At 63.4% G+C, this 21701-nt stretch carries 21 protein-coding genes; 16 read left to right on the top strand and 5 right to left on the bottom strand.

The window, feature by feature from the left end; genetic code table 11:
• Nucleotides 1-56 precede the first annotated feature (56 nt).
• The 5 genes from ACOOHB_RS12635 (at nucleotide 57) to ACOOHB_RS12615 (ending at nucleotide 8447) form a co-directional block, all read left to right on the top strand.
• Nucleotides 57-2444: an N-6 DNA methylase gene (locus tag ACOOHB_RS12635; protein ID WP_420445196.1), complete on the top strand. Its 2388-nt coding sequence runs from the start codon at nucleotides 57-59 to the stop codon at nucleotides 2442-2444.
• Nucleotides 2437-3711, top strand: a complete 1275-nt coding sequence (locus ACOOHB_RS12630; protein WP_420446906.1) for a restriction endonuclease subunit S — start codon at nucleotides 2437-2439, stop codon at nucleotides 3709-3711. The genes ACOOHB_RS12635 and ACOOHB_RS12630 overlap by 8 nt, the downstream gene beginning before the upstream one ends.
• The gene (locus ACOOHB_RS12625) at nucleotides 3708-6956 is read left to right on the top strand and encodes a type I restriction endonuclease subunit R (RefSeq protein ID WP_420445195.1); all 3249 of its coding nucleotides are present in this window, start codon (nucleotides 3708-3710) and stop codon (nucleotides 6954-6956) included. The genes ACOOHB_RS12630 and ACOOHB_RS12625 overlap by 4 nt, the downstream gene beginning before the upstream one ends.
• Complete coding sequence (locus ACOOHB_RS12620) at nucleotides 6953-7705, top strand: M48 family metallopeptidase (protein WP_420445194.1); 753 nt, start codon at nucleotides 6953-6955, stop codon at nucleotides 7703-7705. The genes ACOOHB_RS12625 and ACOOHB_RS12620 overlap by 4 nt, the downstream gene beginning before the upstream one ends.
• Before the next feature lie 229 nt (nucleotides 7706-7934).
• Entirely contained in the window at nucleotides 7935-8447 is a 513-nt protein-coding gene (locus ACOOHB_RS12615) for a RipA family octameric membrane protein (protein WP_420445193.1), read from the top strand.
• Between the two features lie 16 nt (nucleotides 8448-8463).
• Here ACOOHB_RS12615 and ACOOHB_RS12610 read toward each other — a convergent pair whose 3' ends face one another.
• The 5 genes from ACOOHB_RS12610 to ACOOHB_RS12590 form a co-directional block, all read right to left on the bottom strand.
• Entirely contained in the window at nucleotides 8464-8880 is a 417-nt protein-coding gene (locus ACOOHB_RS12610; protein ID WP_420445192.1) for a TIR domain-containing protein, read from the bottom strand.
• Nucleotides 8874-9278 (bottom strand): hypothetical protein, encoded by a 405-nt coding sequence (locus tag ACOOHB_RS12605; protein WP_420445191.1) that lies wholly within the window; start codon nucleotides 9276-9278, stop codon nucleotides 8874-8876. The genes ACOOHB_RS12610 and ACOOHB_RS12605 overlap by 7 nt, the downstream gene beginning before the upstream one ends.
• Nucleotides 9279-9289: 11 nt before the next feature.
• On the bottom strand, nucleotides 9290-11044 hold the full coding sequence (locus tag ACOOHB_RS12600) for an AAA family ATPase (protein WP_420445190.1): 1755 nt from the start codon (nucleotides 11042-11044) through the stop codon (nucleotides 9290-9292).
• Nucleotides 11041-12375 (bottom strand): hypothetical protein, encoded by a 1335-nt coding sequence (locus ACOOHB_RS12595; RefSeq protein WP_420445189.1) that lies wholly within the window; start codon nucleotides 12373-12375, stop codon nucleotides 11041-11043. Before ACOOHB_RS12595 ends, ACOOHB_RS12600 begins: the two co-directional genes overlap by 4 nt.
• Before the next feature lie 634 nt (nucleotides 12376-13009).
• Nucleotides 13010-13273 carry a hypothetical protein gene (locus tag ACOOHB_RS12590; protein WP_420445188.1) on the bottom strand — a complete coding sequence of 88 codons (264 nt, stop codon included), beginning with the start codon at nucleotides 13271-13273 and terminating at the stop codon, nucleotides 13010-13012.
• A gap of 158 nt (nucleotides 13274-13431) precedes the next feature.
• Between ACOOHB_RS12590 and ACOOHB_RS12585 the strand changes: the two genes are divergently transcribed.
• From ACOOHB_RS12585 to ACOOHB_RS12535, 11 genes are all read left to right on the top strand, one after another.
• The gene (locus ACOOHB_RS12585) at nucleotides 13432-13668 is read left to right on the top strand and encodes a hypothetical protein (RefSeq protein WP_420445187.1); all 237 of its coding nucleotides are present in this window, start codon (nucleotides 13432-13434) and stop codon (nucleotides 13666-13668) included.
• Nucleotides 13669-13816: 148 nt separating this feature from the next.
• Nucleotides 13817-14056: a hypothetical protein gene (locus ACOOHB_RS12580; RefSeq protein WP_420445186.1), complete on the top strand. Its 240-nt coding sequence runs from the start codon at nucleotides 13817-13819 to the stop codon at nucleotides 14054-14056.
• A gap of 192 nt (nucleotides 14057-14248) precedes the next feature.
• Entirely contained in the window at nucleotides 14249-15223 is a 975-nt protein-coding gene (locus tag ACOOHB_RS12575) for an AAA family ATPase (protein ID WP_420445185.1), read from the top strand.
• 29 nt (nucleotides 15224-15252) lie between these two features.
• Nucleotides 15253-16281 (top strand): hypothetical protein, encoded by a 1029-nt coding sequence (locus tag ACOOHB_RS12570; protein ID WP_420445184.1) that lies wholly within the window; start codon nucleotides 15253-15255, stop codon nucleotides 16279-16281.
• Nucleotides 16202-17770, top strand: a complete 1569-nt coding sequence (locus ACOOHB_RS12565) for a S8 family peptidase (RefSeq protein ID WP_420445183.1) — start codon at nucleotides 16202-16204, stop codon at nucleotides 17768-17770. Before ACOOHB_RS12570 ends, ACOOHB_RS12565 begins: the two co-directional genes overlap by 80 nt.
• Before the next feature lie 69 nt (nucleotides 17771-17839).
• The gene (locus ACOOHB_RS12560; protein WP_420445182.1) at nucleotides 17840-18616 is read left to right on the top strand and encodes an SRPBCC family protein; all 777 of its coding nucleotides are present in this window, start codon (nucleotides 17840-17842) and stop codon (nucleotides 18614-18616) included.
• A gap of 107 nt (nucleotides 18617-18723) precedes the next feature.
• Complete coding sequence (locus tag ACOOHB_RS12555; RefSeq protein WP_420445181.1) at nucleotides 18724-20070, top strand: ATP-binding protein; 1347 nt, start codon at nucleotides 18724-18726, stop codon at nucleotides 20068-20070.
• A gap of 127 nt (nucleotides 20071-20197) precedes the next feature.
• A complete protein-coding gene (locus tag ACOOHB_RS12550; RefSeq protein ID WP_420445180.1) occupies nucleotides 20198-20467 on the top strand; it encodes a type II toxin-antitoxin system Phd/YefM family antitoxin in 270 nt (89 codons plus the stop codon).
• Nucleotides 20464-20739 carry a type II toxin-antitoxin system RelE family toxin gene (locus ACOOHB_RS12545; protein WP_420445179.1) on the top strand — a complete coding sequence of 92 codons (276 nt, stop codon included), beginning with the start codon at nucleotides 20464-20466 and terminating at the stop codon, nucleotides 20737-20739. Before ACOOHB_RS12550 ends, ACOOHB_RS12545 begins: the two co-directional genes overlap by 4 nt.
• 71 nt (nucleotides 20740-20810) lie before the next feature.
• Entirely contained in the window at nucleotides 20811-21161 is a 351-nt protein-coding gene (locus ACOOHB_RS12540; RefSeq protein ID WP_420445178.1) for a hypothetical protein, read from the top strand.
• Between the two features lie 273 nt (nucleotides 21162-21434).
• Nucleotides 21435-21668: a hypothetical protein gene (locus tag ACOOHB_RS12535; protein ID WP_420445177.1), complete on the top strand. Its 234-nt coding sequence runs from the start codon at nucleotides 21435-21437 to the stop codon at nucleotides 21666-21668.
• The last annotated feature ends 33 nt before the right edge of the window (nucleotides 21669-21701 follow it).

Below are 21701 nucleotides of genomic sequence, written 5' to 3'. Positions count from 1 at the left end.
CTGTTGGCGGTAGCTCTGATCGCGCGTCGGCCGGTACGGCGCTGTACTTTCGCCTCGTGCTCACACTGCCTCAGCTCGAACGGCACCTGTTCGCCGCCGCGGACATCTTGCGGGGGAAGATGGATGCGTCGGAGTTCAAGGAGTACATCTTCGGCGCGCTGTTCCTGAAGCGGGCGAGCGATGTGTTCGACGAGGAGCGCCGGCTTGTCCTTGAGGGCCAGATCGCGCAGGGCCGCTCGCAGGAGGAGGCCGAGCAGCGGGCCGACGACGCCGACTACTACAACGATGCGTTCTTCGTGCCGCCTCAGGCTCGCTGGTCGACGCTGCGCGACGAGCTCCACCACCATGTCGGCGACGGGCTGAACAAGGCACTCGCCGCTCTCGAAGAGCACAACCGGTCGCTGGAAGGCGTCCTGCAGCACATCGACTTCAACCGGCGGGTCGGCACCACCACGGTCTCGGACAAGAAGTGGCGCGACCTCATCGACCACTTCACGAAGTACCGGCTGCGCAACGAGGACTTCGAATTCCCCGACCTGCTCGGCGCGGCCTACGAGTACCTGATCCGCGACTTCGCCGACTCTGCGGGCAAGAAGGGCGGCGAGTTCTACACACCCCGCCCGGTGGTGCAGCTGATGGTGCGCCTGGTCGACCCGAAGGCGGCCATGAGCGTCTACGACCCGTGCTCGGGATCGGGCGGCATGTTGATCTACGCCCGCAATCATGTGGTCGACAACGGCGGCGATCCCGCCAACCTCGCGCTCGCCGGCCAGGAGAACAACGGCACCACCTGGTCGATCTCGAAGATGAACATGCTGCTGCACGGCATCCGAGACGCCGACCTCGAAAACGACGACACGCTCACCAATCCAAAGCACACCAGCGGCGGCGAGCTGAAGCGGTTCGACCGTGTCATCACCAACCCGCCGTTCAGCCAGAACTACGACACGGACTCGCTCACCCACACCGAGCGATTCCGCTACGGCTATACCCCCGAGGGAGGCAAGAAGGCCGACCTCATGTTCCTGCAGCACATGCTGGCCGTCCTCAAGGACGACGGCATCGTCGCCACGGTCATGCCACACGGGGTGCTGTTCCGGGGCGGTGCCGAGCGCTCTATCCGTCAGAAGTTCATCGAGGACGACCTGCTGGACACGGTCATCGGCCTCGGCCCGAACCTGTTCTACGGAACCGGCATTCCCGCCGCGATCCTGATCCTGCGGGCCAAGCGCTCCAAGCCGCCCGAGCGACGTGGCAAGGTGCTGTTCATCAACGCCGATCGGGACTTCGGCGAGGGTCGTGCCCAGAATCACCTTCGCCCCCGCGATGAAGAGAAGATCACCGCGACCTGCAGGGACTTCGCCGACGTGGACGGCTTCGCCAAGATCGTCACCATCGACGAACTGGCCGACAACGACTTCAACTGCAACATCCGCCGTTATGCCGACAACTCCCCGCCGCCCGAGCCCCACGACGTACGAGCCCACCTCCACGGCGGCGTGCCCATGGCGGAGATCGACGCCGCCGCGGACCTGGTGGAGCGGGCCGGACTGAATGCGCTAGGGATCCTGTTCGCCGACCGGGCCGACGGCTACGCCGACTGGCGCCACAACATCGCCTCCCCCGAAGGACGAGAGGCCGCGCACGGCGCTATCGGCTACGCCGTGGCGCAGCGGGCCGCCGCCAGCCCGTGGCCCCAATGGTGGGCCGACACTGTCGAACCGATGCTGTTCGCGCTACCCGACCGGGCCAGCCTCGCCGGCTTGCGCCAAGAGCTCGTCGAGGACTTCACCGCCCACATGGCTCCAGCCGGGATGGAGCACTTCGACGCAGCGGGCGCGGCAGCCACATGGTGGGAGGAAAGCGTCCACGAGCTCCAGACCGCGGTTAGCCGGGACTGGAAGGCGGTGATCGAGGCCTGGCTCACCACCGCCGAAGCCAGCCAAGACGACGAGAACGCCCCCGACCTGGCCGATCAGATTGCCATCAAGCTCCTCGCCGGGCCGCAGTTGGCCTCCCGGGCCGAGCTCGCAGCCGCGCTTGCCAGCCTGGGTTCCGAGATCAAAGCTGCTGAAGCCACCGGCGCCGAAAACGACGAGCCCGAACACGACGCTCCAACCCCGGCCAAGATCAAGATGATGAAGTCGGAGCGCACCAAGGCCAAGAAGACGCTCAAGGCCATCGACGCCTCACTGCTCGCCACGGCCCACCAGACCCTCGACGCCATGCCTCTGGAAGACGCTCCCGCTGAGGCCATCGGCGTGCTCCGCAGCCGGATCGAGACGCTCGTGGCAGACCAATTTGCTGGCATCGAGCGCCGGACTCTCCTCTGGTACGACAATCTCGTCAACAAGTACGGCGCCACCCTCCACCAACTCGACGCCGCACGATTCGCGTCCGCCGCTGGTCTTCGAACACACTTGATCCAACTTGGCTATGAGTAGCGAACGCGTCAAGAGCGGTCTTCTCGGAGTATTGCCAGACGGATGGTCGGCCGAGCGGCTGGGACACATTGGCCTGTTCCTCAGGGGTGGCGGCGATTCCAAGCAAGACGAGGTTGATGACGGTCTTCCGTGTGTTCGATATGGGGATCTATACACCCATCACGACTGCCGAATCACGGACACCCGTTCGCGGATTAGCCCTGATCGCGTCAATTCCTACACGCCACTTCGCTACGGTGACGTCCTTTTCGCCAGCTCGGGGGAGACTGTCGATGACATTGGTAGGTCCGCCGTGAATCTCATGCGTGGGCGCGCCTACTGCGGCGGCGATGTGATCATTCTCCGACCAGCAATCGAAATCAATTCGAGTTTCTTGGGGCATGTTGCTGATTGCACATCATCGCGCATCCAGAAGTCGCGCCTGGGACGTGGCTCAACGGTCATTCACATCTACGACGAAGAGCTCCGCGACTTGGTGATCCCGGTGCCGCCTCCGGAGGAGCAGAGGCAGATCGCGAAGATTCTCGACACGGTCGATGACACCATCAAAGCCACCGATCGCGTTATCGCCAAGCTCGTCGCTGCTCGAGTAGGGCTTCTGCGCGAGCAACTTGCCCCTGGAATGACAGATTCGCCTCCGCCGGATTGGGAGGTCGTCCGGGTCGAGGAGTTGTTGGGTCACCGAAGTCCCGCCATGAGAAGCGGCCCCTTCGGAAGCTTTTTGCTCGCTTCCGAACTCGTCAATGAGGGCGTGCCGCTGCTTGGGATTGACAATGTTCAGCGTGAACACTTCGTCGCCGACTACCGCCGGTTCGTAACCCCTGACAAGTCCTATGAACTGCGCCGCTATCGCGTTCGTCCACGAGACATCATGATCACCATCATGGGCACGGTCGGCCGATGCTGTGTTGTGCCCGATTCGATTGGCGAAGCTGTGTCCAGCAAGCACGTGTGGACCTTGACACTCGACCAGGAGCGCTACCTGCCTGAGTTGGCCTGCCTGCAGATGAACTACGCGCCTTGGGTGCTTGCCCACTTTTGCCGTGATGAGCAGGGAGGGATCATGTCTGCGATTCGCTCCGAGACTCTCCGATCACTTCGTCTGCCAACCCCTCCAATGGCTGAGCAACGGAGAATGTGGGCCATGCTGCGCGCGCTGGCGCGCAGGATTGAGGCAGAAGCAGAGTCCCTCTCCAAGCTACGCGAGCTTCGTTCCGGTCTCGCGGCCGATCTGCTGTCAGGGCGTGTCCGGACGGTCGCGGCGTGAGCTCTGGTGCGGAGTGGGCAAGGGTCGAACGGCCGCTGCTGGACCATCTGTCCTTGTTGGGTTGGGAAACGCTGATCTGGTCCGAGCGACGAGCGGACGGCGTTGACGCTCGGGTGTCGGATCGCGACGCGCTTCTTGGGCGACGGCTTGATTCGACGCTGAAGAAGATCAACCGTGGCCCCGACGGCGCACTGTGGCTGGACGAGGCCCGCGTCGGAGCAGCAGTCGCGGAGCTGAAGTCGATGCCGGCCGGGGCCAAGGTGCTGGAAGCGAACCGGTTGTCGACCGATTTGCTGATGGGCGGAACGACAGTCGCGGGGCTCGACGGCTGGGACAGGGGCCGAGACCAGGTTGTCAACTACATCGACTGGGACGACTGGTCGGCCAACGAATTCCTTGCCGTATCGCAGTTCTCGGTGGCGACACCGGGGCAGGCGCCGAACATTCGGCCCGACGTGACGCTGTTCGTCAACGGCATCCCGTTGGTGGTGATCGAAGCCAAGTCGCCCGGCCACGACAGTGGCATCACCGACGCGATCGATCAGCTACGCCGTTATGCCAACCAGCGCGACGGCGAAGCCAACGAGGGCGCGGAGCAACTGTTCTGGACGAACCAGCTCACCGTCGCCACCACTGGCGAGCGGGCCCAGACGGCGACATTCTCCGCCGAGCCCGAGCACTATCTGGCGTGGAAGGACCCGAGCCCAGCGACCGTCGACGAGGTCGCCGCATCGCTCGGCAAACCCGCCGACGCCGTCACGCAACAAGAGTTGCTAACAGCCGGGATGCTGGCCCCGGAGCGGCTGCTGGACATCATCCGTCATTTCACGCTGTTCATGGACCTCGGCGCGGGTCGCACAATCAAGCTCGTCGGCCGCTATCAGCAATACCGCGGCGTCCAGAAGGCGCTGCGACGGCTGCTCACCGGCGACACCCGCGTCGTCGATGGCCATGTCGATCGCCGGGGCGGGATCATCTGGCACACCCAGGGGTCGGGCAAGAGCCTGACCATGGTGTTCCTGATCCGAGCGATGCGCAGCCACCCGCAGCTCCGACGCTTCAAGATTGTCCTGGTCACCGATCGCACCGATCTTCAAGCGCAGCTCAGTGACACCGCAGCGCTGGTCGGCGAGACCATCAAGGTCGCCCGAAGCGCAGCCGAGGTCCGAGCCCTGCTGCGCCAGCCCGGTCCGGGTGTGGTGATGGCGATGATCCAGAAGTACCGCGATACCGCTGCCGATGGCGCCGACGGGCTGGGCGAAGGGGAGACGTTCGAGACGCTGAACGAGTCGGAATCGATCCTGGTGATGGTCGATGAGGCGCACCGCTCTCAGGCGTCAACGCTGCATGCCAACTTGATGAACGCGGTGCCCAACGCCGCCCGCATCGGCTTCACCGGCACGCCTATCATCCTGGGCAAGCGGAAGAAGACGCTGGAGATCTTCGGCGGCTACCTCGATCGGTACACGCTGTCCGAATCCGAGGCCGACGGCTCGACGGTGCCGATCCTGTACGAGGGCCGTACCACCGATGCTGCGGTCAAGGGCGCCTCGAAGATGGACGACGTCTTCTTCCAGTGGTTCGCCGAGCTCACCGAAGAGCAGCGTGAGACGCTCCAGCGCAAGTACGCCACGACCGCACAGGTGCTCGAAGCGCCCGAACTGATCGCGGCGAAAGCCAAAGACATCCTCCGGCACTACATCGGCACGGTGATGCCCGACGGGTTCAAGGGGATCATCGTCGCCACCAGCCGAGAGGCATGCGTGCGGTACCACGAGGCGTTGCGCGGTGCGCGCGACGAGCTGGTGGCTGAGCTGGAACAACGGCTGCCGGACCTGCTCGATGGTCCCGACGACACGCTCGACTCCGACGAGTTGTTCATGCGCACCGCCGCCGGGCAGGTCGGCCTGATCCGAGAGCTCGACTTCGCGCCGGTCATCTCGGGGGACCACAACGACCCGCCGCACTACGCCCACTGGACCGACAAGGCCCGCCAGCAGGCACGCATCCAGAGCTTCAAGCTGCCGCTGGGGCCGGGCAGCGAGAAGGACGATCCGCTTGCGCTGCTGATCGTGAAGTCGATGCTGCTGACCGGGTTCGACGTGCCGCAGGCCCAGGTGCTCTACCTCGACCGGATGATCCAAGAGGCCGAGCTGCTGCAGGCGGTTGCGCGTGTCAATCGGACGGCGGCGAAGAAGAGCTACGGGCTGGTCGTCGACTACTACGGCGTGTCCGCTCAGCTCACGACGGCGCTCGCTGCGTACACCAACACCGACGGCGAACTGGACCCCGACGTGGACGGGGCGCTGCGCCCGCTGACCGCCGAGATCGAGAAGCTGGAGCCACAACGCCAACGGGTGCGCCAGATCTTCGTGCAGCGCGGTGTCGAGCCGGCGGCGACTGTCGATGCAATCGAAGCCTGCTTGCAGGTGTTGGCCGATGAACGGGTGCGGGCCGGGTTTGACGTTGCGCTGCGAACGTTCCTGACGACGTTCGACACGGTGCTGCCCAGGCCTGAGGCGCTGCCGTTCGTCGAGGACGTCAACCTGTTCGGCGAAATCCAGATGCTGGCCCGGCGTCGCTATCGCGACACGCCCGACGGCGACTTCGATCCGCACAAGTACAAGGAGAAGGTCCGCCGACTGATCGACCGGCACATCACCGTGCTGGACCTCAGCCAGAAGATTCGCCCGGTGAGGATCACCGATCCGGCGTTCAGCGCCCACATCAACGGGATCGGCTCGGATCGGGCTAAAGCGTCCGAGATGGAACACGCCGTGCGTCACCACATCCGCGAGCACATCGACGAGGACCCCGTCTACTACGAGCGGCTCTCGCAGCGAATCGACGAGATCCTCGAACGGCTCGAAGAACGGTGGGACCAGATGGCGCTCGAGTTCGAAGAGCTGGTCGCCGACATCAACGCCGGCCGAACCGACGAGGAAGACACGGGGCTGGACCCGACGACCGAGCTGCCCTTCCACAACCAGATGGCCGAGAAGGTCGCCAACTCGGAGCCCGACGCGAGCGAGCGGCTGATTGCGCTGACGAACGGGCTCGTGGCCGAGGTGCGCCGGATCATCGGCGTGGTCGGCTTCTGGGACAACGCAACCAAGCAGGACGAACTACGCAAGGCGATCAAGCAGACGCTCGACCGCAGCAACCTGTTCGCCTACGCCAGCCTCGACGAGCTGGCCGTGGAGTTGGTTGCCCTCGCCAAGGCCAACCAGTACCGACTGTCATGACTGCCGCCGCGTTGCATGATCTCCCGTCGCTGGTCGTCGGCGACCTCGTGCTCCAAGTGGAACCGCCCAGCGATCGCACGACCATCGAGATCGTGGTCGATCGCGATGCGTCACTGCGGCTCAAGGCGCCGCCGACGGCGACGGTCGAACGCGCCACGCAATTCGTGGCCGCCAAACGCTCGTGGGTGTACCGCAAGCTGGCCGAGAAGGACGCACTCACCGGCCCCGCTGTCGTGAAACAGTTCGTCGAAGGCGAAGGCTTCGCCTATCTCGGCCGCAGCTACCGCCTGACCCTGACAACCGAGAGCGAAAGCCGCAACGGCGTTCGTCTCGACCGTGGCCGATTCCACCTGAGCTCGGATGAAGTCGGCAACGGCGCTGCCGCAATGCGCCGCTGGTACATCGACGTCGGCGGCCGGTGGCTCCGCCGAAGGATCCGGCCCTGGGTTGCTCGCATAGGCGAAGACGAAGTGACCGTCGAGGTCCGAGACCTCGGCTATCGGTGGGGCTCAGCCCGTCCCTCCGACGGCCCTCAACGCATCAACGTCCATTGGGCCACCCTGCAACTCCCACCCAGCCTGATCGACTACGTCCTCGTCCACGAACTGGCCCACCTCCGCGAGACCAACCACACCCCCGAGTTCTGGTCCACAGTCACCCGCCTCATGCCCGGCTACGAAACCCACAAGACCACTCTCTCCGCGATAGGCAAGAACGTCTGGCTCGGTTCGAACGCAGAGAACGCATAGCGGTGGGTGCCGTTGCTGCTCTCGGTCGTCCATCAGGACTTCCTCTCACGAGAAACCCCGAGTGTCAACTTCCGTCAGTCTTAGAACTAAGGCTGCGCCGACGACGGAGAACCTCTTAGGCTCGCCCCAATCATTCGGTCTGCGACGGGATGCGGTGGACCTGGCCTGTCATCCGAGGGTTGTCATGTCGAGATTTTGGAAGCGATCGCGAGCGTCCGATGAAGCTCGGATGGCCGCCGAGATCGAGCGAGAGCAAGTGATCCGATCGGTGCTTTGGAGTCTTGAGCACGAGCCCGATGACGACAGCACGAGCACGCTGCTCACGCAGTATGGGCTGTATGTCGAGTCCGCCGAGAAGGTCAGCCACCGACGGGGCATCGCGAACAACTTCTTCCTCCTGGTCAACTCTGCGGCATCGGTCGCGTTGGCCGCATTCGGCCTCTCCAGCGAGGAAGCTGCCCTATGGCCGCTGCTGTTCTCTGCTGTCATCATGATCAGCGTCTGCGCTCTGTGGGGCTTCACCGTCCACAGTTACCGCCAGCTGAATTCGGCCAAGTGGGCGATCGTCAACGCCATCGAAGAGCGCCTGCCCGCCGCGCCGTGGGCAGCGGAGTGGCAATTGCTCGAGCGAGGCCAGTCTCGACGGAGCTATCGGCGTCTCACAGCCATCGAAAAGTGGGTTCCGGGCTTGTTCGCGTTGGTCTACGCAGCCGGCTTCGTCGCGCTCGCGTTCTTCAGCTAACAGCGCGCGTTGCAGGTCACGGCGACAGGGTGCGAATCCCCTGAACGATCGAGTTCGTGTTCCAGCCGACGACACGGTCGGCAGCTTCGCGCACGACCGTTGATGTCCGTTCCGATGCCCAAGGTTCCACCGCAAGAATGGGTTTGGCGTAGAGGAATCCGCGCTTGGCCAGATTGATCTCCTCGATGATCCACTTGCTGTAGGTCGCGTACACGCCGGCGATGATGACAACCACATGGCACGGAGTCATCTGCCGCTTGATTGCGGCGCGGAGCAGTTGCTGGTTCGGGGCATTGTGAATCGGATCATCTCGTGGAACCGAATAGTTGTTGTAACTGAAGTACGGGTCGTTGTCCATGAGCCTGCAGAGGCGCTCGTAGTTGTCTCCGGAGCTCCAGGAGTGGCTGATGAAGAGGTTGCGTGTCTTTACCACGGATGAGTCTCCTCGTTGGTCGCGGGCGGAGCCGCTCGGTGGCGGTTAGGCATGCGGTTCGCGTCGTTCATGCCGTCGGTGACTCGGATGGCGGGCATGCCGTCGTAGGCGGTGCCGCCGTCGACGATCTTGATAGCGGGGGTGCCGTCGATGGCGAACAGAGGGGGCACCACCTTTTCGTCGGCTGTCGTCACGAATGGCGCGTCATTGCCGTGGTCGCCTTTGAGTCGGCATGGCGCGTAACGGTTGTTGGCGGTGCGCTGGACTTTGCTGAACGCGATGATTCCGGCATCGAGGCAGCGGTCGGCGTTTGCAGCGTGGAGAACCATGTCGTAGATGAACGCGATGAGCGAGTCGCCGTTCTCGCCGAGAGCTATTGGCTGCCGCGGGCAGCTCACGCTGCTGTCAGCTAGGCGGGGGCGCGGACTCGGGCTATGTGGGTCTCTTCATTGTCATCGGCAAGCAGTTGGGCGAGGTCTTCCTCGTAAGTCGTTACGACAAGCTGGCGGAGTCGCATTGCTTTGCGTCCATCGGAGAGCATGCGTGCTACGAGTCGGCGGGCTCTGGGATCGAGATGTTCGAGCGGTTCGTCGACCCAGCAGAACTGCGCACGAGTCGTGGTCGTGAGAATGGCGAGACGCATCAGGAGCCGGGCGGCAATTCGTTCTCCTGCGCTGAAGGCGTCGATGTTGAGTTGGTGGCCGCGCAGGTCGCGCCACATATCTCCTGCGATGTCGAAGTGCAGATCCGGTCGATCCGCAAACAAAGCGTTCCACTTCTCGCCGACGGCCTCGGCGGTCGGCCGCAGCTGGGCAGCGAGCGCATCATCCAAGGTGGAGCGGGTTGCAGTTGACGCTGCTGAGGTGAGCGCCCAGCGACGCCAGGAGCGGACGCTTTGAGCGGCACGTTCGTCGAGGTCCTTCGCTTCTCCTAGAGCGGCGGCAAGCTGCTCGACTCGATGCTGGACGGCTTCGTGTTCGGCGACTGCATCTTCGAGTTCATTGCGCGCAGCTTCGTGAAGTTCTCCGAATTCTTGGGGCGAATCGCCGTGAGGCACTGCGGGCACCGATGGTGGTTCGCCGAGGGCGTCGACACGGCGCATGAGCTGCTTGGCGGCGTCGGAGTCCGTGGCCGCTTGTGCAAGTTGAAGGCTTCTGCGTTCATCGCGTAATTGATCGAGAGATGCCTGATGCCTCGCACGCGCTGAGACGCGTTCGGGTTCACCGAGCTGGCGCAGGCAGACTGGACACTCAGCGGTTGCCGACATGAGATCACTGAGCGCTGCTTCGATGAGTTCTATTCGTGCTTGCAGGTGTGCCGCTTGTGCCTCGAGATCGGCACGCCGGGACTCAGCGTCTGAGAGCATCTGGGCTGCGCTGGCGTGGATGTCCTCGACTGTGACCTGAGGGGACCGTGCTGCCAAGGAGTCGGCGATCTCGACCGATGCGGCTTGCCACGCCGCGTGCCGCGCCACAGCCGCGCTGTGCTCGTTGGCACGTTGGTGCGAGTCGGATATCTCGTCGAAGCGTGTTCGCGTCGCTTCCAGTCGCCGGTGGGCAGCCGCTGCTGCCTCGCGTGCTGCGGCGTGGTCCAGTTCGAGTTTCTTGATTTCCCCTCGTTGGGCTCTAATGGCTCTGGACTGCTTACCGGCTTCTTTTTCGCGCTCGTCTGCGAGCTGTCTCAGTAGGTCGGCTGTCGACTCGGTCTCGGACAGTCCGAATGCGATCGTGAGTTGGCTGCGCAGGTCCAAGGTCGGACCGTGCTGCAGGCTGTCGAGCATGAATGCGTTCCTGCCGAGGAACGCTGGGTCGGCCCCGAAGGCGCCTCGGAGTTCGGCGCGTATGCGTTCTTCGCTGAGTTCGTCGTCGGCTATCCGGGCTCGAAACGACGACGGCTGACCAGATTGGGCCGTCAGTGTCCTCTCGACGACGAGCACTCGTGAGTTGGGCAGCTGAATCGAGAGACTGATCTCGGCTTCCTTTTCGCCCATTCGAACTGGCGATGTCAAGTCGTCGCATTTGCCGGTCAGCGCGAACCGGGCAGCTTCGAGAAGCGAGGTCTTGCCGATCCCGTTGGGAGAGACGATGAACGTCGTTCCGGGTTCAAAGGGAACCTCAGCGACTTCATAGCTTCGCCAGTTCCTGAGTTTCAGTCGGCGGATCATCGTTCCGCGATCGCATCGAGGAGTGCGATCAGTTCCTCTGATGTGGTCGATGACGCGAGAGCTTCGGCGATGGCCGTCGCATCTGCGCTGCTGAGCGCCCTGAGCGCTTCCCGCTTGGTGAGTTGGGCACCCGTTGTGCTCAGCCGCTCGATCGCGTCGGCTGCATGCTCTCGCAAGGGCGGCGCAAGCTCGAATCCGGTGCCTGCTGGCGACGGCATGGGCGATTCGGCCACGGCGAAGGTGCTCTGATCCAAGAGGTTGACAAGCGCCTTGATGAGCGGCTGGGTTTCGCGGTCGACCCGCGGTTCCAGCATCGAGTCGGCTTGGGGCGGCTCGTAGGCGTAGTGCAGGTCTTGCTTCTCGAAGACGGCGGCATCGAATGGGAACTTGGAGTTGGCGATTGCAAGCGCGTCTGCGGAGACCGCTGAGAGGAACTTGGCTGCGTGCGCGACCGAGTCCATTGCTGGAGGCCACGCCGACGCGTCTTCGGCCGCCATCACGATCGCGGTGCAGCCGAATTCCTCGACACAAGCGACAGGCAGGCAGCCCATCGGCATTGTCAGCAGATGTGCGAACGACTGGGGCCGATGAATGCGGAGCGAATCGCCACGAAGGGAGGGAAGCTCATTGACGAGGGTGTCCATGATGGCAGCGGCGGCTGAGATCGGGTCAAAATCTTCGTCACCATCGTCGTCGTCTTCAATCGGATCCAAGGACGCGAGTTCGTCGGCGAGGATCTGGCGGAGCACGATCCTCTCGTCAGCTTGGCTCGTGATGGGAGCACCGGTTCTGAGCCCATGATCTTGGCCGGTCGACGCCGATCCGGAGATCCGTTCGAGTTCGGGTTGAATGTCGAGGTCGCCGAGGTAGACGCTGAGCTGTTCGTTCGGAACGGTGCCGATGACTGAGGACATGATCGTGACCGGGTGCCCGATGGCCTCGAACTCGTCGACGATAAGCGACTTTTCGTCGGCGGCGTCGATGTCGAGGGTCACGGCATAGACGCTCACTGCATTCGCGAGCACTGCTCGGATCCATACGAGCATGCGCGGGTCGCTGCCTGCGAGCCAGACCTGGCCCGGCGAGAACGAGTTGGGATGCTGCGCTGAGTTGATCGCTGCGAGAATCCTGGGCCAGGTTTTGGGATGCGCTATCTCAAGTGGTGAAGCTGTGTGGCCGAGGTCGTTGCGGCGGATTCGAGCGACGCGAATGCGGCATAGCAAGCACGCTCGGAGGTGTTCGAGGATTTCGGCGGCCTGCGGGCCGGCAGAAGCGTCGCGGGTGTATTCCTGCAGATCGCTGTCGAGCGGATGATCGGTTCGGGCTTCCATCACACGCGCACAGACGTTGAGTCGTCAGCTCTTGTCAACTCGGCAAGCCTAGTCTTGCTTGCCTCCAGACCTTCTTCGGGGGCATCATCGATGCTGTCGGCATGGCGATCGTCAAACGGGGTCACAGGTTGAACTCGACTCTCACGTCGTAGAGCTCGTCCCAGTCAACCGCGCCGCTATACGAGACATTCGAGGGTGTCCACAGCGATGCGTCAGCAGTTCGCTTGTATCCCCACGTACCCGGCCGGTTGAGACCGAGACTTACGTTGGCCTCCGAGTGTACGCCTGGGCTTCGATCGCGGGACGAGGTCCGCGTCACAACGGTGATTCGTCCGAGTGATGAGTGAGGTAGTTCAACCACGAGAACCGGTCGGCGTGGCTTCTTGTCATAACCACTGAGAATCGCGGTGTCCACCCAGTAGACCTCTCCTGGCATCGGCAAGTACGGGCCACTGGCGAATGCGGCGATGTTGATCATCGGTCTGCTTGCTGTCGACCGTCATCGGCCCGTCTGAACCGGATGCCGAGCTGCGGCTTCTGACCGGCCAGTCGGAGGCCTGCCTCGGGGTCGATCTTGTCAGGGACGAGCAATGACGAAGTCTTTGTGGAATCGGCAGCAGGACTGTCGCCGCCTTCAGACGAGACATCGAACGGTACAAGCCATTCGGGCGCCTATTGCACATGGATGCCTCGGGAGGAACCCGGCCTCAGTCGCGGCCAAGGGATTCGGAAGAGCCGCAGAGCGCAGCCGTGCGGCCATGCCGCCATAGTCGCTGCCGATTTCGACCGAGCCAGGCATCGCAGGATTCGTCGCCACGTACACGTATCCCACATAGGAGGATGCATCGGCTTCGTCACCCTGTTCTCCGGTCATGTCGGAGTCACTGCCAATGGCCATGGCGAGAAGCTAGCTGTGCAACTGACGCAGTCGGTTGACGTCAGCTGCACACCTCGGCGACCCCCAGACCTAGGGGCGACCTCGGTCGTTCGGGGCATCGTTGCGTCTCGGGCTGCGCTCGCAGCTGCAAGTCTCAGCGCGCCGTTACCGTGTGCGGCATGGATGCTCAGCGCTTATGTCGGATCGGGCTCACCCAACTTGAAGCGGCCGTGCTGGACGCGCTCGGCGACGAGGAGCTGACCCTGTATTGGCTGCGGGATCGGCTCGGGATGACCGAGACCGGATCGGCCGAGATCGTCAATGGCGTGCTGTCGCGACTGATCGACTCGGGCGAGCTGGACGGCGACCAGAGCGGCGAGGGCGAGCACTATCGCTACTGGCGCACGCGGAGCTGACTTCCGAAGCAACAGGTGGGGGTCTTGGCGAGACGCATCGCCACCCCATCCTCCGGATCTGTTTCCCTCTCGCCTCGACTGCTGTTGGTTCTTCGAGTGTCACCTGACACATTCGGAGCCGCTGGCAGGCTGGCTGGCAGAGCGCACAATGACCGATGGGCACATAGCGGCGATCACCGTGGGCCACATCGAAGCTGGCGCGGTGAGGGATAATCTCGACGCGCTGCAGACCAACAAGCCTAAATCCGGCGGAGACCCGCTTGGCCTCGCGTTAACGGCTGGAGGCGTAGCTACGGGTCTCGTGCCCGGCAAGTCTGCAGCAGCCTCCGCATACTGCTACGTGTTCTCCGTGAACCGTCAGCTCGGCGGCCATCTGGGAAACGGCTGAGTTGGTGAACTTCGGACTCTTTCCCATACTGCTGCGGGAGTGATGGACGGATAGAAATGGTTCAAGTTGCCCTGATCGCTCCGCTTCGAGGGCTTTCGAGCACCGCTCCAAGACGGGAACCGGCGCTTGGCGCTTGGTCTGCTGCGGGGTGGTGGACCGGGGTACCTTCAGGGGCGCAGGGAGGCTGGCGGCATGGCTACGGCGGACCAGGTCAAGGCGCTCATCAAGAGCCATGCGTCTGGTGACGACGAGCGGTTCTACGCGGTCGCGCTCCAGCTTGCTGCTACTGAGGCTCGCAGCGGCCACGCGAGCTACGCACAGGACCTCAAGGCACTCATCGACGCGGGGAGGGGTCAGCCGCGTGCTGCGGTGCCCACCCCTGTCGCTGCACCCCGCGGAGAGCTTGCATCGCTGCTCACGGCCGCGTACCCCGATGAGCGCCTGGCCGACTTGGCCTTGGCAGCACCGTTGCGCCGCGAACTGAAGCGGGTACTCCATGAGCAGCGCCAGCGGGACCGGTTGCGTTCTCGCGGATTCGCGCCTGCTCGACGGCTGCTGCTTGTGGGGCCTCCCGGTACCGGCAAGACGATGACAGCGCGGGCGTTGGCGGGCGAGCTCTCGCTGCCGCTGTTTGCGGTGCGTCTTGACGGGCTCATCACAAAGTTCATGGGCGAGACGGCTTCGAAGCTTCGGTTGATCTTCGATGCCATGGTCGCCACCACGGGCGTCTACCTCTTTGATGAGGTCGACGCGCTAGCGGGTGCAAGGGCCGCTCCCAACGATGTCGGTGAGATCAGGCGTGTGCTGAATTCGTTCTTACAGTTTCTGGAAGACGACGATTCCGACAGCGTTCTGATAGCGACGTCCAATCTGCCCGAAGTTCTGGATCGGGCGTTGTTTCGGAGATTCGACACGCGCCTGGAGTACTGCCTGCCAGATGTGCGGATCGGGAACATGGTCATCCGTAATCGCCTCGCAGCGCTCGATCTCGCTGACATCGATTGGCGCAAGATCGGTTCCGCTGCAAGGGGGTTGAGCCACAGCGAGATCACCATTGCAGCGGAGCAAGCCGCCAAGGCGAGCATCCTGACCGACAGGCGCACCGTGGACACCGAGACCCTCTGGGATGCGCTCCGAGCACGTCATCGTGACGACCCCAGTTCGTAGTGGCGGAACGAAATCGTCCTCACGTTTTCGTGGCTGCACCGGCCACCGCAGAGAGCTATCAGCCAGCCACGCAGGGTCGCGGCGGAAAGTCACCCCCGTCGCCGGGCCATCGCCAAGCTCATGGAGCGCACCTGAGCGAGCGACTTGAGTCGGCATTTGATACCGCCCATGGCCAGCGCACGTCGGCGCGCGATATCGATGTGGAAGGAACTATTGACGGCATCTACGTCGAATTCGAGTCATTCCCCGGCTATGAGCTCGCGCTTCAGTCTCTCGAACCTCGCAATTCCAAGGTCCACCCGGAGCTTCGGGCGGTACGGAGCATCACCGTAGAAGATCACGTCGTTCAGCTCGCAACCGTGTTTGTGCCCGATCAACAGGTCGACGGCTTCCTGCGTAAGTTTGAGGAGTACGCCACCGAGGACACGCCCGGCGGCAATCCGCGCCATCAAAACCTCGTTGAGCGCATTGCAGACCTACGCCTCGCGACACTCGAGGCCTTCTGGACTGAACCGGCGGAGTTGTTTCCGCCACCCGAGGAGCGCACATGGTGGGAGCTGTGGCTACGCGAGAGAAACGGTGTCGAGTCGCGGGTCGCTTCATTCGCCGAACAGACTGACGTGACCGTCGGGATGTCCCGATTGATCTTCAGCGAGCGTCGCGTCATGCTCGTAAGGGCGACGGCGCGGCAGTTGTCGTCGGCGGTGGGTGTGCTGGATGATCTGGCGGAGATTCGTCACCCATCGGTCGCAGCTCAGCCGCTCGCGGATTGGTCTCTCGCCGACCAGCGGGAGTTCGTCCACAACTTGGCTGACCGCGTCAGACCGCCCGCACCAGACTCGCCAGCAATCTGTCTGCTCGACACCGGCATTGAAGCAGGCCACCCTCTCATCTCCCCTGCCTTCGCGCCGTTGGATGCGCATGCCTGCAATCCCCGGTGGGGGGGGGCTAGACGATCGTCAAGGCCATGGAACGCAGATGGCCGGAATCGCTCTCTACGGCGATCTCGGGAGAGCGCTGCTCTCGCACCAACCGATGACGCTTTCCGGGTGGCTTGAATCAGTGAAGATTCTGCCCAACCAAGGTCTGAACGATGAGCGGCTGTATGCGTCGCTGACGGCGCAGGCCGTTTCGCTGCCAGAAATTGCGCGCCCTGCGCGAGACCGCACATTCGTTATGGCTGTGTCTGCCGCGAGTCCTCAGGATGCGCCTGGCGCGGAACTCGGTCAGCCCACCGGATGGTCGGCCGCACTTGACGCGCTCGCGGCTGGGCAGGCGATTGACGTATCCGACGACGGCATCGTGGCGATTCTTGAGGATGAGCATGTGAGTCAACGGCTCTTCTTCGTATCCGCCGGGAACGTGCGCCGCCCGTACGAACTTGACCATCTCACGCGATCTGATCTTGAGCCGGTCGAAGATCCCGGTCAAGCGTGGAATGTCATCACCGTCGGCGCGTCGACTGAATTGCACGACCTGTCCTCTCAGACCGATTTCAACAGCTGGACCCCGCTGGCCCCACTCGGCGAGCTATCCCCCTTCAGCCGAACTTCAGTCGGTTTCAAGCCTCAGTGGGCCCATAAGCCGGACGTCGTGTTTGAGGGCGGAAATGCCGCCGCATCGCCCGAGCGAATGACCATTGACACACCAGGAGCGCTGGGTGTGCTGACCACTCGTTCCACACTGTTGGGTGGCCGCTTGCTCACGACGATGACGGGAACCAGTCCGGCCACGGCCGCTGTTGGCGGTATGGCGACCGACCTGCAGACGGGCTATCCAGGCTTCTGGCCGGAGACTCTTCGAGGTCTCATTGTGCAGTCTGCCCGCTGGTCGAATCAGATGTTGAAGAGCACACCCGGCAACAGAAAACAGGATCATGCAAATCGAGTGCGCCGCTACGGGTGGGGAGTGCCGGATAGGGAACGGGCGCTGCGCAGTGCTGACGACGCGGTGACATTGATCGTTCAGGACACAATTCACCCGTACCGCAACGGGAAGATGCGGGAAATGCACCTCCACGATCTTCCGTGGCCCAACGAAGTGCTGGCCGAACTCGGAGACAATGAAGTCCAACTGAGAATCGCATTGTCCTACTTCGTGTTGCCGAACCCGTCGCGTCGTGGATGGACCCGGCGGTTTCGTTACGCATCGCACGGACTGAGGTTCGACATCCGGCGACCGACTGAGACTCGCGACGAGCTGCGCGAGCGTCTCAATCTGCTGGCCCGCGCAGAAGACGAAGAACGAGGCCCTGCGGCCGATGATTCCGGCGAGTGGTTCTTGGGACCGAACGAACGCGTGCGCGGCTCGCTACACGTCGACATCTGGACAGGATCTGCGGCCGATCTTGCCGAGCGCGCGACGATCGCGGTCTATCCGGTCACCGGCTGGTGGAAAGAAATTCCAGGCCGCGACCGAAGCGATCTCGGCGCTCGGTACTCACTGATCGTCACCATTGAGAGCCCCGAAGTCGAGGTGGATCTCTGGACACCGGTCGCTGTCGCTGCGGGCACGGCGATCCCGATCGAAGTCCGCACCGGTCCCTGATGCCTCAGTTGCAGCTTGCCTTGCTGCGGGGCATTCGCTAACGCTGCCGCGATGCGGCAGGCTGTGGGCATGGCGGACACAGGACGGGTGATTGATCTTTCGGTCGAGGTGATCGGCGACGTTGAGACGGTGTGGCGGGCAGTGGCGACGGGGCCGGGGATCTCGTCGTGGTATGTGCCGCACACCATCGAAGAGAAGGCCGGGGGAGCGGCGACGGCGTCGTTCGGGCCCGAGCCCGAGATGCAGATTGCCGGCCGGGTTGCGGCGTGGGAGCCGCCGCACCGGGTGCTCTTCGACGGGGGCGAAGGCGTCGATGGGCTGACGTTCGAGTGGACCATCGAACCGCATGACGACAACACGTGCACCGTGAGCTTGCACAACGCTGGCTTCGGCAACGACGACCCGCAGTACGAGGCCATGATCGACGGTTGGAAGCTGTTCATGGCCAACCTGCAGCTCCACTTGGAGCACTTTGCCGGTCAGACCGCAACGTCCGCATTGCCGATGGTGATGTGGCCGGTGAGCCCTGACGAGGGTTGGGCGATCCTCACCGGAGGGTTGGGCATCGACGAGATGCCCGAGGTCGGCGATCGCCTCGAAGTGGCAGCCGACGACGTGGCGAAGCTGGCCGGCACGGTGATCGACACTGCCCCCCGCCGGATCACCCTGCTGGTCGACGAACCGGCGCCCGGCACCGCATTCCTGACTTCCGAGGACGGCGGCGGGTTCACGATGGTCTCGGTGTGGCTGTACCTCTACGGATCCGACGCTGCCGCCGCCGAACGTGACGATCCCCGCTGGCGCGCCTGGCTCGCTGAACAGGCCCCGCCTGCACAGTCGCCGTAGGGCCTGGCTAATTCATCATAACGGTGGAGTTGATTTAGACATTGACAAGATGTTGATTTATACATCAACTATCTGTCGAAGTGGTGATTTGGCGGTAGGCTTCGTGTATGGAGATGGTCCCGCGTGACCTGAAGCCGCAGATCGGCGCCGCGCTCGACACGTTCCGGGTTGTGGTGCTGCACGGAGCCCGGCAGTGCGGCAAGACGACGCTGGCACAAGCTGTCGCTGCAGAACGGGGAGGCACCTACACCACACTCGACGATCCGCTGGTGCGGGCGGCTGCTCTCGACGACCCTCAGACGTTCTTGCACAACCAGCCGCATCCGCTGGTGATCGACGAGATTCAGCTCGGAGGTGATCGTTTGGTCCGTGCTGTGAAAATGGCAGTCGACGACCAGGGCGGGCCGGGACGCTTCCTGCTGACAGGGTCGACAAACTTTCTCACCGTTCCGACCATCAGTGAATCGCTGGCTGGCCGTGCGGCGATCCTGCAGCTGCGGCCGCTGTCGCAAAGGGAAATCGCTGCCCATGCCGACGTTGTCGACGATCCGGCGGCACCCGGCCGTGCCGGCATTGTCGCAGCCAATTTCGAATCAGCCATCACAGCTTGGTTCAGGGACGAAGTGCGGCTGGGAACCTCCGCGGGCACGGCACGGGACGCCTACCTGCGGTTCCTGTGTCGTGGCGGCTATCCCGAACCGTTCGAGCTGACGGGGACATCGAGACGGCGCTGGTTCGACAGCTACGTGACGACGGTGCTGAACCGAGACGTCGTCGACTTGGGCGACCTGCGAGCAGGTCCAGCGCTCGCCCGGCTGATCCGGCTTGCGGCGGCCAGCACAGCCACCGAGGTAAACCTCTCAGACTGGGCTCGGCGCATCGGCCTCGATCGTCGCACCGTCGAGGGCTACCTCGGGTGGATGCAAACGGTCTTTCTGATCCATGAGCTGCCGGCCTGGACGCGGAACCGTGCTCGCCGAGCGATCAAACGCCCGAAACTGCACATGGCTGACACCGGATTGGCGGCAGCGTTGCTGCGCTTCGATGCGAGCGGATTGCGCACGCCGACCGCCACGATGACCGGCCCGCTTGTCGAGACATTCGTCGTCAACGAGATCGCTCAACAGATCTCCGCTGCTGATGAAGCCATCGACATGTACCACTTCCGCGACAACACCGGCCGCGAAGTCGACATCGTGCTTGAACGAACCGATGGCAGCGTCGTCGCCGTCGAGGTAAAGGCGTCCGCTTCGCCGGCCCCGAGCCAGCTGCGCGATGTCGCTTGGCTGCGCGACCGTTCGGATCAAACCGAGCCCGGCACATTCGCCGCAGGCGTACTGCTGCACACCGGCACTCATGCCCTCAAGCTCGGCGATCGTCTGTACGTGCTTCCCATCGACCGACTCTGGACATCATCGGGACCGAGCGTGCCGCCGAAGATGCTGACGAGCTGACCCTCGCCGTCGAGAGCGCCGACCCTCCATTCGACTGCTTCCATCCCCCAACAGGCGATCCGCGCTGGCGCGCCTGGCTCGTCGACCTCGCTCCGAAGACGGGCTGACGTGTGGCACAATTGTGGCCATGTCCACTGAATCGTTGAGAACAGTGAGGGACCGCTTCTCTGACTTCGTCGAGCGAGTTCACAGCCACCACGAACGGATCGTCATCACTCGCAACGGAACGCCTGCGGCCGTCCTCATGAGTCCCGAGGATCTTGGGTCGATGGAGGAGACGCTGGCGATCCTGTCCGACCCGGATGCGATGGCCGAGATTGCCGAGGGTCTGCGAGCCATGGACGAAGGCGATGTCGTGCGCGGAGTGGAAGCTGTCAGGGCGCTTCGGCCCCAATGATGGGCGAGTCGTACGACCTCGTGGTCGCGCGGCCAGCAGCAGTGGAACTTGCGGAACGGCTTCCGGAGCCAGTTGCCGCCGCTGCCATTGAGTTGATCACGGGGCCGTTGACCGATGCCATTCGGCGTATCGGTGTGCCGCTGCGGGACGAACTTGATGGGCTATGGGGCGCTCGCTTGGGGACGTACCGCGTGATCTACCGCATCGATGAAGCGAATCGGCAGGTTGAGGTGGTCCGCATCTCTCATCGACGGGATGCTTGCCGATCTTGACGCTCCGCAGGTCCGGAACGGACAATCGATCCGCGCATCTGATGAGCGGCTCGCAGCAGGAAGAGTGCATCATGAACCACCTGTCTCGCTTGCACCGAACCGGCGAATGGCGTGTCGACGACCGCCGAAATCCGAAACGAGCCAGCATTGGGTTCCGCCCCTGGCCGCTCGGCCTTGTCGTTGCGATGCTGCTTGGATTGGGCCTCGCCGGATGCGGGGACGACCCAGGCGGCGACGAGCTGAACGTTGCCGGCGATGTCTATGCCGTCATCATCGACGAGATTGCAAGACAGGGATACATCGGCGAGAACGCCGTCTCCGCCAAGGCGAACAGTCTCACGACGTACACCCAAGTCGGTCAACTCGAACACCGTGTCGACGCGGCTGTGTGGTGCAGCAGAAGTCTTGCCCCAAAACCATGAGTGATTGTCAGTGTGTTTTGTATAGTTTCAATCTGTGTCGCAAGGCAAACATCCGGACAAGGATGTGCGCAAGGCGATCGAGGCACTCGTGGCTGCTGGCTGGACCATCAAGCGACCCAAGGGCCGCGCCGGTCACGCCTGGGGGATAGCGCGCTGCCCGCGAGGGCACAGGGAGTGCAGCAAGTCGATATCGAGCACGCCGGCCAGCGCTGGCAACGAGGCGCGTAGGCTGCTGTCGCTGATCGGCAAGTGCGGGCGGAGGCAAGACGGTTGATGGCCACACACCATTTTGAGATCGTCACCGACGGGACGGACTTGCTGAGGTGGGAGACACTCGAAGCTCTCTACGAGGCTGGTTGCACCGATGCGACTATCGGCCACAACACCGTCGAGTTCGACCGCGAGGCACCGTCGCTCGATGAAGCGCTGTGCTCAGCGCGCCAGGCCGTCGAGTCGGTTCCAGGCGTACGAGTGTGCAGCATCCGGCTCGAGCCTGCGCTGACGTAACCATCTCGCCTGCAAGAGTTCCGACTCGAGATG

Source organism: Candidatus Poriferisodalis sp., from assembly GCF_965215815.1.
Classification (GTDB): domain Bacteria; phylum Actinomycetota; class Acidimicrobiia; order Acidimicrobiales; family Poriferisodalaceae; genus Poriferisodalis.
Note: the sequence above shows the minus strand (reverse complement) of the source record. Positions and strands in the feature narration are given on the sequence as shown.